The organism is Burkholderia perseverans, assembly GCF_022870505.1.
GTDB classification, from domain to species: Bacteria; Pseudomonadota; Gammaproteobacteria; order Burkholderiales; family Burkholderiaceae; genus Burkholderia; species Burkholderia plantarii.
Map to the genome: position 1 here is coordinate 692,960 of NZ_CP045094.1, position 14,564 is coordinate 707,523.

Here is a 14,564-nt window from a genome sequence, read left to right on the forward strand (position 1 = left end):
CGGACGTGAAAAAGGGGTGCGTCCCGTGCCGTCAGGGACGGACGGCGTCGGCGGGCGTGCGGTCCATCTTACCCCGATCGTCCGCGACCCGCTGAATCCGCGGGTGCGCCCACGAGCCGGTGATCGCGTAGTCGAACGCGAACGCGTGCGCGAGCGTCTGCGACAGCGCGAGGTTCGCGGCCAGCACGCCGAGCCCGAGCAGCGGGTTGACCACCGCCGCGCCGACCGCCGCCGCGCTCGCGCTGACCTTCGGCGCGATGTGCGCGTGCAGGTCCTGGGTCTCGCGCGCCAGGTCCACCGAGCCCTTCACCGTCACGCGGGCCGGCGCGGTCGCCATGCGGAAGTCGTCGGTGGTGGCGATGCCGTCGTTGATGCGGCTGGTGCCTTCGATCGAGTCGAACGGCAGGCCCTTGCCGATCACGTCGCGGAAGTCGAGCGTGAGGAAGCGCGCGAGGCCCTGCAGGCTCAGCACGCCGAGCAGCTTGGCCGCGCCCGGATCGACCTTGAGGATCTGGCCGTGCGCGAGATCGAGCGAGAGCCGGCCGTCGAGCGTCGGATAGTCGATCGCGGTGGGGCCGCCGCGCCAGCCGACCTTGCCTTGCAGCGTGCCGCGGCCGTCGGCGATGGTGCGCGGCAGGCCGACCCGGTCGAGCAGGGCGCCGGCGTCGTCGATCGCGAGCTTGAAGTCGAACACCGTGCGGCGCGGCGCGTCGTCCTCGTCGGCGCCGAGCGCGATCGCGCGTTTCGAGGTGCGCCAGTTCGCGGTCGCGGTCAGCTTCGCGGCCGGGTTCGCGAGTTCGAACCGGTCGAGCTGCCAGACCGGGATGCCGTTCTCGCTGAAGTTGTGCGCGTTGACCTGCAGCCGGCCGATGTCGTGGCCGCGCGCCACCACCTGGTCGACCACCAGGTCGATCGACGGCATCGCGCGGCTGGTCGGCAGGTCCATCGCACGGCCCACCAGATCATGGTCGGCGCTGTCGGGCACGATCAGCTTCGCGAGCCGCGCGTTCAGCACCCCGGCGCCGGTCTGGCCCGGCACCGGCGGCGCCCACGACAGATAGCCGGAGACCTGGTTCGAGGCGACGTTGGCCTGCCAGAGATCGTCGACGTGCGAGGCGCCGACGATCACGTTTTCCCAATTGCGCTTGAGCAGCTTCAGCCGGCCGAAGTGCAGCGCGAAGCGCTTCGGCGCGAAGCTCGCCAGATCGACGCGCGTGGCGGCGGGCGCCGCCGGCCCGGGCGATGGAGCCGGGGCTGGCGTTGCCGGGGCGGCCGGCGTCGCGCGCAGCGTCTTCGCGAACGCGAGCCACGCGTCGGCATCGAGTTCGGAGGCATCCACGGCCGCCGTCACGCCGTCGCGCGGCAGGTCCGGCAGGCGGTTCATGCCGAGCGAGCCGCGCACCGCGCGCAGCGGCTCGCCGTGCGTGGCGTCGAGCACGTAGTGCGCGGCGACCGGGCCGAGCGCGAGGTCGGCCTGTTCGAGCGTGCGACCGTCCTCGGGCGCGAGCGGCGCCAGCGTGAAGCTGAACGGCATCGGCGTGCCGGCCGGCTTGGTGAACGGCGCGGGGAAATCGAGCGCGAGCCCGGTCAGGTCCGACGAGGCGTCGATCTGGGGCGGCGCGCCTTTCGCGCCGCGCACCGAGAGCCGGTACGGCGCGTCGCCGACCACGCGCCCGAGCAGCGCGGCGGCCGGCCCGCGCAGGTTCAGCCCGCGCGCCGAATCGACGGCGATCCGGCCGTTCACGTCGAGCGCGTAGCCGCCGTTGCGGCGGTAGTTGCCGTCGGCATGGACGTCGCCGCCGAGCAGGCGCGCCGAGAGCCGGTCGAGCGCCGCGCTCTGCTGCGTGAAGCGGATCGTGCCGCGCAGCTGCGACAGCGGCGGCAGGCCGTCCGCGGCGAGCGCGTTGTCGCCGAACGCGAGCGCGCCTTCCACCTGCGTGTGGCTGTGCGCGGCGCGCTGCGGGACCGTCAGCTTCAGCGCGAGCGAGGCCGGCCCCTGCGCCGTGACGCGCTCGCCCAGGTGATGGCTCATGCCGCCCAGCGCGCTGTGGTTCGCGTAGTCGATCAGGTCGGCGAGCGGGCCGTGCGCGCGGCCCACGATCACGAGCGGCGACTGCGCCGGCTTGCCGAGGTCGGCGATCCGGCCGCTCACGCCGCTCAGCTGCACGCGCTTGTAGTGCGCGCGCGGGATGTCGAAGCGCAGCTTGTTCTGCTCGAGTTCGAACACGCCGCTGATGCCGTCGAGCGCGGGCCACACGCTCGGCGTGCCGTTGGCGAGCTTGCGCGGCGGCTGCGGCGTCGGCTCGAAGCGCCCGCCCGTGAACGGCGCGACGATGTGGAACACGCCGTCGTGCGGCGCGTGTTCGTAGGGGAACGTTTCGAGCGGGCCTTTCGCGACGATCGTCGCGCCCTTCGAGACGGTGCCCGCCTGCAGCGCATGGCCGAGATACTGGTGCAGGTGGTCGGACATGCTGGTCGGCAGGTAGCGCACGATGCGCGCGACCGCCGCGCGGCCGAACTCGGCCTTCAGGTCGAGCGAGCCGCGCCCGTGGCCCGGGTTCGAGTAGCCGCCGGCGACGGTGATCTCGGCGTCGGGGTTGGCCACGTAGAGCAGCGGCACCTTCACGTCGACGCGCGGGCGCGGCTCGCCGGGTACATGCGTAAGGGTCCACGAGGTCTGCGCGCGCAGCCGGTCGAAGGTGAGCCGCGGATCGGCGAACACGCCGGGTACCGTGACGGCGGCACGGACGGTGTCGATGCGCGCTTCGCCCGCGTGCTCGTTCGCGTCGACGTGGCCCCACAGGTTCTCGAAGCCCGGCACGCCGGCGCGCGGATGCCCGCGCGGCGAGAGGCCCGGCCCCGGCTCCTGCGCCTCGAAGCTGATGCCCTGCAGGTCGCCCGACATCCGGTAGCGCACGATCGGCGCGGCGTGGGCGGTCTCGTCGCCGGCCAGTTCGGCGCGGCCCGGCGGCGCGCGCTCGGCCTCCATCACGTAATTCGCGATCAGGCCGCGCGGATCGGTGCGCACCAGCGCGTTGCGAAACCGCGCCGGCAGCGGCAAGCCGCGCACGAACTCGGCGAGGATGCCGAGATCGACACGGTCGCCGGCCACCTGGATCAGCTGGCCGTGGGTGGCATCGGGCGCGCGGTAGCGCGCGGTCAGCGTCGTGAACGCGAGCGCGCGCGACAGCGGCGTGCCGTCGTCGAGCGGCGGCTGGCCCAGCTCGGCGTGCAGGTTCGTGAGGTTCAGCGTGTAGTCGCGGCCGGGATCGAGCGCGAGATCCCAGCCGAAGTTCGCCATCGGCATGTCGAGCCGCGGCTGGGTGGGCCGCACGCGCAGCGCGACGTCGGCGCCGCTGAGCGTGCCGTGCGCGTCGCGCAGGCGCCCGTCCTGGAAGCCGAGCCAGATGGTGTTGTCGATGCGCCCCGCGTAGGCCGTGAGCGGCACCGGCAGGTAGCGCGCGAGCGTCGGCAGGTCGACCGGGCCGGTCGACAGGTAGGCGTCGCCGGTCCAGTTGGCGGGCCGGCCGATCGCGCCGAGCGCGCGGTGCGTGAAGCGCGCGCGGAAATCGAGCGGGCCGGCGAACAGCGTGTCGTTGGCCGGCGCCTGCAGCGCCAGCCGGTGGACCAGGCCGTCGTTGAGCACGGCGAGCCGGATGCCGGTCAGCGTCAGTTCGGGCGCGTTGCGCTGCGCATCGCGCCAGCGCAGCGTGCCGCCGCGCAGCACGATCGCCTGCTGGCGCAGCAGCCAGGTGCTGAACGCGTCGTTGCCGCTCTTGCGGGTGGTGGGCACCGCCACGCCGGCGATCATCAGCGTGCCGTCGCGGTTGCGCTCGATCAGCAGGTCCGGCGCGTCGACCACGAGGCTCGAGAGCGTCGGGGCAAGGTGCGCCAGCGAAGCCCAGGCGATCGCGGCCGTGGCGTGCGGAATCGTCAGCGCGAGGGTGCCGTCCTTGCCGCGGATGGTCAGCGCGGTCACGTCCACGCCGGGCTGCATGCCGGACCAGTGCGGCGCGAGGCGGCCGATCCGGACTTCGGCGTGGAGCTTGTCGGAGACGAACGATTCGATGCGCGGGCGCAGCCGGTCGACCTGCGGCAGCAGCGCGTAGCGCAGGCCGAGGTAGGCGCTCGCGGCGACGAAGTAGATCGTTGCGCCGCTAATCAGCACCACACGGCAAACGCGCCGCAGGACCGGGTGATCGTGCCTGGGAGGTCCGGCTTCTGGACTGCTGGCGGCGGATTCCTGACGGTCGGGCATGCGGCGGACGGGCGGGGATATGGTAGCGTTGCGAATCGACGTTGAAATGTAACACAGGGGTCCGGTCCGGCGGCCGTTCGGCCGGCATCCGGACTTCCCCGCGGCACCGCGCGCGGCGCCGGCTGGTTGTCGCCGGATGGTGGCCCGGCCGAGGTTCCGGTCGCGATTCCGGCCGCTGTCCCGCCGGTTCGCCGGCCGGTCCGCGCCGCGCTGGCAGCGGAGTTCCGCGTCGCGTTTCGTCCCGCCTCGTGCTCCGTTCCTCGTGCCCCGTTCCCGCGCTTCGCGCGCCGCCGCCATGACCGACGCCAACGCCTTGCTCAGCACCGCTTATTCCCGCTATCTGGCCCGCGCCGTCGCCGCGCGCCCCGAACTCGCCGCGCGCATCGCCGACACCGCTGCCGCGCCGCTCACGCGCGAGGCGATCGACGCGCGCCTGGGCGAGCTGCTGGCGGCGGCCTCGCCGGCGGGCGCGCCGGGCGAGGAGGCGCTGCGCCGCGCGCTGCGCCAGCTGCGCATCGAGGTGTTCGGCGCCGTCGCCGAGCGCGATCTGGCCGGCGCGGCCGACGTCGCCGAAGTCACGGCGGCGATGACCGACCTGGCCGAGATCGCGATCCAGCGCTCGCTCGCGGTGCTGTCGGCCGAGCTCGAGGCGCTCTACGGCGAGCCGCACGGGCCGGCCGGCGAGCGGCTCGCGCTCGGCGTGGTCGGCATGGGCAAGCTGGGCGGGCGCGAGCTGAACGTCTCGTCCGACATCGACCTGATCTTCGTCTACGAGGACGACGGCGAAACCACCGGCGGCACGCGCGCGGGCCTCGCCACCCAGGAATACTTCACGCGCCTGGGCCGGCGCCTGATCGGCGTGCTGTCGGACACCACCGCCGACGGCTACGTGTTCCGCGTCGACATGCGGCTGCGCCCGAACGGCGATTCCGGCCCGCTGGTCTGCAGCCTCGGCATGCTGGAGGAATACTTCTACGTGCAGGGGCGCGAGTGGGAGCGCTATGCGTGGATCAAGGGGCGGCTCGTCTCGGAGCCGGCCAGCGAGGCCGCGCAGCGGCTCGCCGCGCAACTCGACGCGATCGTCAAGCCGTTCGTTTACCGTCGTTATCTCGATTTCGGCGTGATCGGCGCGATCCGGGAGCTGCACCGGCAGATTCGCCAGGAGGCGCAGCGCCGCGCCACGATGCGTCCCGACAAGGCCGACGACATCAAGCTCGGGCGCGGCGGGATTCGCGAGATCGAGTTCAGCGCGCAGGTGTTCCAGTTGATCCGCGGCGGCCAGGACGCGGGCTTCCGGATTCGTCCGACGCTCGCGGTGCTGGCCCATGCCACCGAGCGCGGGCTGATCGCGGCCGAGGTGGCCGAGCGTTTCGCCGAGGCGTACCGGCTGCTGCGCACGATCGAGCACCGGCTGCAGTATCGCAACGACGCGCAGACCCACGCGATGCCGGTCGATCCCGAGGACCGCGCGGCGCTGGCGGCCTCGCTCGGCCACGCCGACTACGCGGCGCTCGTCGCCGAGCTGGACCGGCACCGCGGGTTCGTCGAGGCGCAGTTCGACCAGATCTTCTCGAACCGGCCCGGCGAGGCGAACGGCAACGGCGGCAACGGCAACGGCAACGGCGCCGACGACGATGCCGCCGCCTGGATCTGGAGCGGCGCGCTGGCCGACGACGGCGAGGACGACGCGCTCGCCGCGCGTCTCGCGGGGCTCGGCTTCGTGACGCCGGCCGCCGTGCTGGCGCGGCTGCGTGCGGTCTGGCAGTCGTCGCGCTACGCGGGGCTGCCCGAGAGCAGCCGGCAGCGCTTCGACCGCGTCGCGCAGCGCGCGCTCGACGCGGCCGCCGGCATCGACGCCGCGCATCGCGACGACACGATCATCCGCTTCTTCGACCTGCTCGAGACGGTGGGCCGGCGCGGCGCCTATCTGGCGCTGCTGACCGAATACCCGGCCGCGCTCGAGCGCGTGCTGTCGGTGCTCGGCGCGACGCGCTGGGGCGGCGGCTACCTGATTCGCCATCCGCAGCTGCTCGACGAGCTGCTCGACGACGAGGCGATCGCGAGCCCGTTCGACTGGCCCGCGTTCAAGGCCTCGCTGCGCGCGCGGCTCGCGGCGGCCGACGGCATGGAGCAGCAGATGGACCTGCTGCGGCACGCGCAGCACGCCGAGGTGTTCCGGATCCTGCTGATCGATCTGGCCGGCAAGCTGTCGGTCGAGCATGTCAGCGACCGGCTTTCGGAACTTGCCGACGCGGTGCTCGACGTCACGCTCGAGGTGGTCTGGTCGCAGCTCGCCAAGCGCCATCGCGACGCGCCGCGCTTCGCCGTGATCGCCTACGGCAAGCTCGGCGGCAAGGAGCTCGGCTACGCGTCGGACCTCGACGTGATCTTCCTCTACGACGATCCCGACGACCGCGCGGCCGACGTCTATACCACCTACACGCGCCGCCTGATCACGTGGCTCACCACCGCCACCGGCGCGGGCGCGCTGTTCGATCTCGACCTGCGGCTGCGGCCCAACGGCGAGGCCGGGCTGCTCGTCACCGACCTCGACGCGTTCCGCCGCTATCAGCTGCGCGAGGGCGACGGCGCCAACACCGCCTGGGTCTGGGAGCATCAGGCGTTGACGCGCGCGCGCTTCAGCGCCGGCGACGCACGGATCGGCGCCGCGTTCGAGGCGATCCGCGAGCAGGTGCTGACCACGCCGCGCGACGGCGAGCTGCTCGCGCGCGAGATCGTCGGGATGCGCGACAAGGTGGCGGCCGGCCATCCGAACCATGGCGAGCTGTTCGACCTCAAGCACGATCGCGGCGGCATGGTGGACATCGAGTTCATCGTCCAGTACTGGGTGCTGCTGCACGCGGCGCGCGATCCGGAGCTGATCCGCAACACCGGCAACATCGCGCTGCTGCGCGAGGTGGCGCACCTGGGGCTGATGGACGATACCGAGGCCGAGACGGTGGGCGCCGCCTACCGGCGCTACCGCAAGCGCCAGCACCAGTTGCGGCTCGACGGGATGGAGAAGGCGCGCGTGCCGGGCGAGACGGTGGCCGCCGAGCGCGCGGCCGTGCTGGCGCTGTGGCAGCGCGTGTTCGGCGGCGTGGCGCCGGCCGCGACGGCGGCCGATCCGCAAGGCTGAGCGGGCCGCCGGCCGGCTCGCGGCAGCGGCCGGGCCGCCAGGCAGCCGCGGTGCGCCGGGCCGTGGCGGCCCGCGCTCATGGCATGGCGCGTTGCCGTGTGCGCCGCCGCGCCCGCGCCGGGCCGGCACGCATGGAGATCGCCGCGGCCCGGTGATACGATGCAGCGGTCCAAGCTCCGGGCCGGCACTGCGATGAAAAAGGCGATCCTCGTTTATGTGGACCACAACAGCCGGATGATCGAGGAGTTCTTCTGGCTGTACAAAAGCCTGCTCCACGCGCGGGCGCTCGACGACGGCGCGCTGATCGCCGTCTGCCATCCCGACGCGCTCGGCCATCTGCCGGCCGACCCGCGCCTGATCACGATCGCGGCGGCGCCCTACGCCGACCGGCACGCCGAATGGGCCGGCTATCCCTACATCAACTCGGTGGCGAACCTCTGCGCGCCCGACGTGCTCGACGCCTGCGCGGCGTTCGACGTGGTGCTGAAGACCGATTGCGACACGTTCGTCACGCCGGCCTTCGCGCGCTTCGTGCCGTCGGGCCTTTGCTTCGGCTTCGGCGCCTATGCCTACCAGGACGCGGTGCGCCGCAAGCTGGTGGAGTGCAGCGAGCGCTGGGGGTTTCCGCATTCGGGGCTGCACAACGTGGGCGCGTCGGTGTTCGGGCCGAGCGAGATGGTCGGCGCGTTCCTGCTCGCGCAGCTTGCCTATTGCCAACGGCTGCTCGCCGAGGAATTCGCCGCGGACCCGGGCGAGTGGCCGGGCTGGTGCAAGAACGTGCTGACCCTGTACGCGGGCGAACTGGCGCTGCGCCAGACCTATCCGCAGCGCTGCACGCTCGGCCTGCTCGATCATTTCCCGCACGCCTCGCGCCGGCTCGGCGACGACGTGCTGCACATCCACGCATGGCACATCGAAGAGTATTTCTCGAAGCACGCGTTCCGCAACGGCGACTACGCGCAGATCGATCCGGCCACGATCGACCGGACCACGCTGGGCGGCTATTGCCACTGGCTCGCGCTCGCGGACCTGGACGCGATCAGGGCGGCCGCCGGCTGAGCGGCGGCGCGGCAGGGCGGGAGCGCGTGGCTCGGGCGATCGGCGGGTGATCAGGGGGAGAACCCCGGGGAGAACGCCTGGAATAGCGGGCCACGGCGTTCGCGACGCGCGCCGGCGGGCGGATCGGACCACGCGCGCCGCGCCGCCGGCCAATCCTCGCGCCCGGCCCGCGCCGCCGCGCCCCGGCTGGTCAGGCCGCCAGCATCTCCTTCGCGTGCTTGCGCGTGGTGGCCGTGATCTCGAGCCCGCCGAGCATCCGCGCGACTTCCTCGACGCGGCTCGCGCGGTCGAGCGGCGTGACGGTCGAGACCGTGCCGCCGGCCGCGTCGAGCCCCTTCGCGACCTGGAAATGATGATCGCCGCGCGCGGCCACCTGCGGCAGGTGCGTGACGCAGAGCACCTGCCGGTCGCGGCCGAGCTGGTGCAGCAGCCGCCCGACCACCTCGGCCACGCCGCCGCCGATGCCGGTGTCCACTTCGTCGAAGATCAGCGTCGGCGTGAGGCTCGCGGCGCTCGCGATCACCGCCAGCGCGAGGCTGATGCGCGCGAGTTCGCCGCCCGAGGCGACCTTCGCGAGCGGCCGCGGCGGCACGCCTGGGTGGCCCGCCACGCGGAATTCGATCTGCTCCAGCCCGTGCGCGCCGCCTTCGGCCAGCGGCACCAGCGTCACGTCGAAGCTGCCGCCCGCCATCGACAGTTCCTGCATCGCGGCCGTGACCGCCGCGCCGAGCGCGCCGGCGGCCTGCGCGCGTGCCTCGGACAGCGCGCGCGCGTCGGCCAGGTAGGTTTGCTTCGCGCGCTCGGCCGCGTCCTCGAGCGCGCTGAGATCGGCCGCCGCGTCGAGCGCGGCGAGCTGCTCGCGGCGCGCCATGTGTTCGTCGTGCAGCGTGTCGGGCGGCAGCCGGAACTTGCGCGCGGCCGTGTGCAGCGCGTCGAGCCGCACTTCCACCTGCGCGAGCCGCTCCGGATCGAGTTCGAGCCGCTGCGCGTAGTGCGACAGCGAATAGCCGGCCTCGCGCAGCTGGATCTCGGCCGGATCGAGCGCGGCCAGCACGTCGTTGAGCGTCGGATCGATCGAGGCCAGCTGGCGCACCTTCGAGATCACGCCGCCGAGCTGCCGCAGCAGCGCGTCGTCGGATTCGGAGATCGCGAGCAGCGCGCCCTGCACGCCGCGGATCAGGCTCGCCGAATGCGTGAGGCGGCCGTGCTCGGCGTTCACCTCGTCCCATTCGCCGGGCTGCGGCGCGAGCTTGTCGAGTTCGGCGAGCTGCCAGGCGAGCTTCTCGCGTTCGAGCTGCAGCTCGCGTTCGTGGACCTGCGCGGCCTCGATCTTCTGCAGCGCGTCGCGCCACGCGCGCCAGCCGCGCGCCACCACCGCGGCCTCGGCGGCGAGCCCGGCGTGCGTGTCGAACAGCTCGCGCTGCGCGTCGGGCCGCATCAGCAGCTGGTGCGCGTGCTGGCCGTGGACGTCCACCAGCATCTCGCCCAGCTCGCGCAGTTGCGACAGCGTCGCGCTGGTGCCGTTGATGAACGCGCGCGAGCGGCCGTTCGCGTCGATCACGCGGCGCAGCATCACGCTGTCGTCGGCGTCGAACGCGTGCGCCTCGAGCCATTGCGCGACGCGGTCGTGCGGCGTGAATTCGGCGGTGATGTCGGCGCGCTGGCAGCCGGCGCGCACCACGCTGGCGTCGGCGCGCTCGCCGAGCGCGAGCGCCAGCGCGTCGATCAGGATCGACTTGCCGGCGCCGGTCTCGCCCGAGAACACGGTGAAGCCGGTATCGAATTCGAGGTCGAGCCGGGCGACGATGACGAAGTCGCGGATCGAGAGATGACGAAGCATGATGTCGGGCGCGGCCGCGTCAGGATTCCGGGTCGTCGTCGTGCGACGGATGTTCGTTCCAGTGCAGCTTCTTGCGCAGCGTCGTGTAATAGCTGTAGCCGACCGGATGCAGGAACGGCACGGTGTGCCGCGAGCGCCGCACCTCGATCGTGTCGTTCAGCTGCAGCGCGGTGAACGACTGCATGTCGAAGTTCACGTTGACGTCGCGCCCGCCGATGATCTGGATGCCGACCTTGACGTCGTCGGGCAGCACGATCGGGCGGTTCGACAGCGCGTGCGGCGCGATCGGCACCAGCACGATGCCCTGCAGCTGCGGGTGCAGGATCGGCCCGGCCGAGGACAGCGCGTAGGCCGTCGAGCCGGTCGGGGTGGCGACGATCAGGCCGTCCGAGCGCTGGTTGTACATGAAGCGGCCGTCCACCGACACGCGCAGCTCGGCCATGCCGGAGAAGCCGCTGCGGTTCACCACCACGTCGTTGAACGCGAGTGCGTGATAGATCGGTTCGCCGTCGCGCACGATGCGCGCCTCGAGCAGCGTGCGTTCCTCGCGCTCGAAGCTGCCCGACAGCATCTGCGGCACGAGTTCGAGCATCTCCGAGGCGGAAATGTCGGTGATGAAGCCGAGCCGGCCGTGGTTGATGCCGATCAACGGCGTCCGGTAGGGCGCGAGCTGGCGGCCGATGCCGAGCATCGTGCCGTCGCCGCCGAGCACGATCGCGAGATCGGCGCGCGCGCCGATCTCGCTCGGCGTGAGCGCCGGGTGGCCGTCGATGCCGTATTCGCGCGCCGTTTCGGCCTCGAACACGACCTCGAGCCCGCGCTGCGTGATGGCGGCGGCGAGCGCGGCGAGCGGTTCGGCGATGCCGGGCGTGTTGCTGCGCCCGACGAGCGCGACGGTCTGGAACAGGTTACCGGTTTTCATGCCGGCATTACACCATAGCTGGATGACGAAAAGGAACCGGCCGAGCGGCCGGGGAGCAGGACGGGCGGGGCGGGCGCCGGAAATCTCGCGGGCGCCGCCCGGTTGCGCTAGAATTTTCCGTCATGTTAGATCCCCGCGCCCGAACCCTCCTCAAGACCCTGATCGAACGGTATATCGCCGACGGTCAGCCGGTCGGCTCGCGCACGTTGTCCCGGTATTCCGGTCTCGAACTGAGCCCGGCCACGATCCGCAACGTGATGTCCGACCTGGAGGAACTCGGCCTCGTGTCGAGCCCGCACACCTCGGCCGGCCGCGTGCCGACGCCGCGCGGCTACCGGATGTTCGTCGACACGCTGCTGAGCGTGGAGTCGCCGATCGACGACGCGGCCGTGACGCGGCTCGTGCAGACCACGCTGCAGGCGGGCGAGCCGCAGCAGAAGGTGGTGGCGGCCGCGGCCAGCGTGCTGTCGAACCTCTCGCAGTTCGCCGGCGTGGTGCTGACGCCGCGCCGCAGCCACGTGTTCAAGCAGATCGAGTTCATGCGGCTGTCGGACAAGCGCATCCTGCTGATCATCGTGACGCCCGAGGGCGACGTGCAGAACCGCATGATGGCGACCCAGCGCGATTATTCGTCGTCGCAGCTGACCGAGGCCTCGAACTACATCAACGCCAATTTCGCCGGGCTGTCGTTCGACGAGGTGCGGCGCCGCCTGCGCGAGGAAATCGACGCGCTGCGCGGCGACATGACGGCGCTGATGCACGCGGCCGTCACGGCCAGCACCGAGACCTCCGACGACGAGGACACGCTCTTGATCTCGGGCGAGCGCAACCTGCTCGAGGTGGCCGACCTGTCGTCGGACATGGCGCGGCTGCGCAAGCTGTTCGACGTATTCGACCAGAAGACGAGCCTGCTGCAACTGCTCGACGTGTCGAGCCACGCGCAGGGCGTGCAGATCTTCATCGGCGGGGAATCGACGCTGGTGCCGATCGACGAAATGAGCGTGGTGACGGCGCCCTACGAGGTCAACGGCAAGATCGTCGGCACGCTCGGCGTGATCGGGCCGACCCGGATGGCCTACAACCGCGTGATCCCGATCGTCGACATCACCGCGCGCCTGCTGTCGCTGACGCTGAGTCAGCAATAATCCGGCAGCAGCGCCGCGACTGGCGGCACGGGCCGCCCGGCCTTGTCAATGCGCGCGTCGGGGTCATTGGGGCGGCACCGGTCGCGCCGCGGCGCCGTCGCTATAATGAGGATCGTTCGATCCGGTGCCCAGGCCCACCCCCGTTCATGCGTTTTGATCTCGAACCGCCGTCGCAACACGCCGCGGCGCATCGCGTTGCCGTCCTGCTCGTCAATCTCGGCACGCCCGACGAACCGACGCCGGGCGCGGTGCGGCGCTACCTCGCGCAGTTCCTGTCCGATCCCCGTGTCGTCGAAATCCCGGCCATCGCCTGGCAGCCGATCCTGCGCGGGCTGATCCTGCCGTTCCGCTCGCGCGCCTCGGCGAAGAAATACCGCTCGGTCTGGATGCCGGAAGGCTCGCCGCTGCGCGTGTTCACCGAGCGGCAGGTCGAAGGCCTGCGCCCGCTGTTCGCCGCGAACGGCTACCAGGTGCTGATCGACTACGCGATGCGCTACGGCACGCCCGACATCGGCACCGTGCTCGGCCAGCTGAAGCGCGCCGGCACCGAGCGCGTGCTGCTGATGCCGATGTATCCGCAGTATTCGTCGTCGACCACGGCCACCGCGTTCGACGCGGCGTTCGCCGCGCTCGGCCGCATGCGCAACCAGCTCGAAGTCCGCACGCTGCGCCACTACGCCGACCATCCCGCCTACATCCACGCGCTCGCCGAGCAGGTCCGCCATTACTGGGCCGAGCACGGGCGCCCCGATTTCGCGGCCGGCGACAAGCTGGTGCTGAGCTTCCACGGCGTGCCCAAGCGCACGCTCGATCTCGGCGACCCCTATCACGACCAGTGCCAGCAGACGGCCGCGCTGCTGATGGCGGCGCTCGAACTGACCACGCTCGAATGCCGCGTCACGTTCCAGTCGCGCTTCGGCAAGGCCGAATGGCTGCAGCCCTACACGGCGCCGACGCTGCGCGAGCTCGGCGCGGCCGGCGTCAAGCGCGCCGACGTGTTCTGCCCCGGCTTCACGGCCGACTGTCTCGAGACGATCGAGGAGATCGGCATGGAAGTGCGCGACGAGTTCCTGCACGGCGGCGGCGGCACGTTCCACCGGATTCCGTGCCTGAACGCGTCGCCGGCCTGGATCGACGCGCTCGGTCAGATCGTGGCCGAGAACCTGCAGGGCTGGCCGGTGCGCGCGCCGGCGCCGGCCGACGCGGCGGCATGAAGGCGGACCGGCCGCGCGGCGGCCATTGAGACGGGATAGCTCCGATGAATTACCGAATTTCGACCGAACCGGGCGCGAAGCTGCGCATCGACAAATGGCTGTGGGCCGCGCGCTTCTTCAAGACGCGCTCGCTCGCGGCCGATGCCGTCGAGAAAGGGCGGGTGCGGATCGGCGGGGTGCCGGTCAAGCCGTCAAAGGACGTGCGGGTAGGCGACCGCGTCGAGGTGACGATCGACACGGCGGTCTGGCAGGTCGATGTGCTCGGCATCTGCGACCTGCGCGGGCCGGCCGCGATCGCGCAGACGCTCTATGCGGAAACCGGGGAAGGGCGCGCGAAGCGGCTTGCCGAACTGGAGCGGCGACGGCATTATCGCGAGCCGGCCGCCGAGCTGCATGGCCGGCCGACCAAGCGCGACCGCCGGATCATCGACAAACTTTCGAATGGGCGCTGAAGAGGTGCTCGAACGTCGCCCGGGCGCTGCCGTATTCGGTGTTGCGGTCGGTGACGGCGCCCGACAGACAGATGGTGGTGGTGCCGGCCGCCAGCACCAGCGCGACCACCGATATCGCAAAGGTCAGTTTCACGGTACTCCCCTCGGGAAGACGGGCGGGACGGGTTCGGTGGGGGGCTGCCTGGCGGGACCGAGGTGGGAACCGTGCTTGCTCGGGCAACCTGTACCAAAGTGTAGTGTAGTGCTCGAAGCCGATCCAGTGGGGCGCGGGTAACGGTTGTTACGGCGGGTTTCGTCATGCCGCCAGACCGTTCTGGCGCCTGGCGGCGTAACCGGTGCCGTTCGACATTGTCTTCGAGTTGGCACGGGAGCGGGGGAGAATCGCCCGGTTTCGGGCCGGAATCCGGTCCCGGACCGGCTCAAACGGGCCAAAACCGGCCGATTTCGTCGCGCTGGCCGAAAGACCCTCTTGAAAAGATTGTCTTCGGCCTTATCTGCGCCAACGTCGTGCGGCGGTGCATCCTCGTGCGGGGTG

Annotated in this window: 9 protein-coding genes; 5 read left to right on the forward strand and 4 right to left on the reverse strand. The window is 71.6% G+C overall.

Going from position 1 to position 14,564, the window contains the following annotated elements; translation table 11 throughout:
* Positions 1–31: 31 nt before the first annotated feature.
* Positions 32–4,258 (reverse strand): YhdP family phospholipid transporter, encoded by a 4,227-nt coding sequence (locus BpN12_RS17715; protein WP_246796803.1) that lies wholly within the window; start codon positions 4,256–4,258, stop codon positions 32–34.
* Positions 4,259–4,553: 295 nt separating this feature from the next.
* On the opposite strand from BpN12_RS17715, the gene glnE reads away from it, so the two are divergent.
* Together glnE and BpN12_RS17725 are read left to right on the forward strand one after the other, a co-directional pair.
* Positions 4,554–7,397: a bifunctional [glutamate--ammonia ligase]-adenylyl-L-tyrosine phosphorylase/[glutamate--ammonia-ligase] adenylyltransferase gene (gene glnE / locus BpN12_RS17720; RefSeq protein ID WP_246796804.1), complete on the forward strand. Its 2,844-nt coding sequence runs from the start codon at positions 4,554–4,556 to the stop codon at positions 7,395–7,397.
* A 192-nt stretch (positions 7,398–7,589) separates the two neighbouring features.
* On the forward strand, positions 7,590–8,456 hold the full coding sequence (locus BpN12_RS17725) for a DUF7164 domain-containing protein (RefSeq protein WP_246796805.1): 867 nt from the start codon (positions 7,590–7,592) through the stop codon (positions 8,454–8,456).
* 190 nt (positions 8,457–8,646) lie between these two features.
* Here the strand turns inward: BpN12_RS17725 and recN are convergent, their stop codons facing one another.
* Both recN and BpN12_RS17735 read right to left on the reverse strand, forming a co-directional pair.
* On the reverse strand, positions 8,647–10,296 hold the full coding sequence (gene recN, locus BpN12_RS17730) for a DNA repair protein RecN (RefSeq protein ID WP_246796806.1): 1,650 nt from the start codon (positions 10,294–10,296) through the stop codon (positions 8,647–8,649).
* A gap of 19 nt (positions 10,297–10,315) precedes the next feature.
* Positions 10,316–11,218, reverse strand: a complete 903-nt coding sequence (locus BpN12_RS17735) for an NAD kinase (protein WP_042623921.1) — start codon at positions 11,216–11,218, stop codon at positions 10,316–10,318.
* Positions 11,219–11,340: 122 nt separating this feature from the next.
* On the opposite strand from BpN12_RS17735, the gene hrcA reads away from it, so the two are divergent.
* The 3 genes from hrcA (at position 11,341) to BpN12_RS17750 (ending at position 14,029) form a co-directional block, all read left to right on the forward strand.
* Positions 11,341–12,363, forward strand: a complete 1,023-nt coding sequence (hrcA, locus tag BpN12_RS17740) for a heat-inducible transcriptional repressor HrcA (protein ID WP_070108268.1) — start codon at positions 11,341–11,343, stop codon at positions 12,361–12,363.
* A gap of 146 nt (positions 12,364–12,509) precedes the next feature.
* A complete protein-coding gene (gene hemH, locus BpN12_RS17745) occupies positions 12,510–13,577 on the forward strand; it encodes a ferrochelatase (protein WP_246796808.1) in 1,068 nt (355 codons plus the stop codon).
* Between the two features lie 44 nt (positions 13,578–13,621).
* Positions 13,622–14,029 carry an RNA-binding S4 domain-containing protein gene (locus tag BpN12_RS17750; RefSeq protein WP_246796810.1) on the forward strand — a complete coding sequence of 136 codons (408 nt, stop codon included), beginning with the start codon at positions 13,622–13,624 and terminating at the stop codon, positions 14,027–14,029.
* Here BpN12_RS17750 and BpN12_RS17755 read toward each other — a convergent pair.
* Positions 14,001–14,162 (reverse strand): hypothetical protein, encoded by a 162-nt coding sequence (locus BpN12_RS17755; protein WP_171907436.1) that lies wholly within the window; start codon positions 14,160–14,162, stop codon positions 14,001–14,003. The two genes, BpN12_RS17750 and BpN12_RS17755, sit on opposite strands and share 29 nt — an antisense overlap.
* Positions 14,163–14,564: the final 402 nt, after the last annotated feature.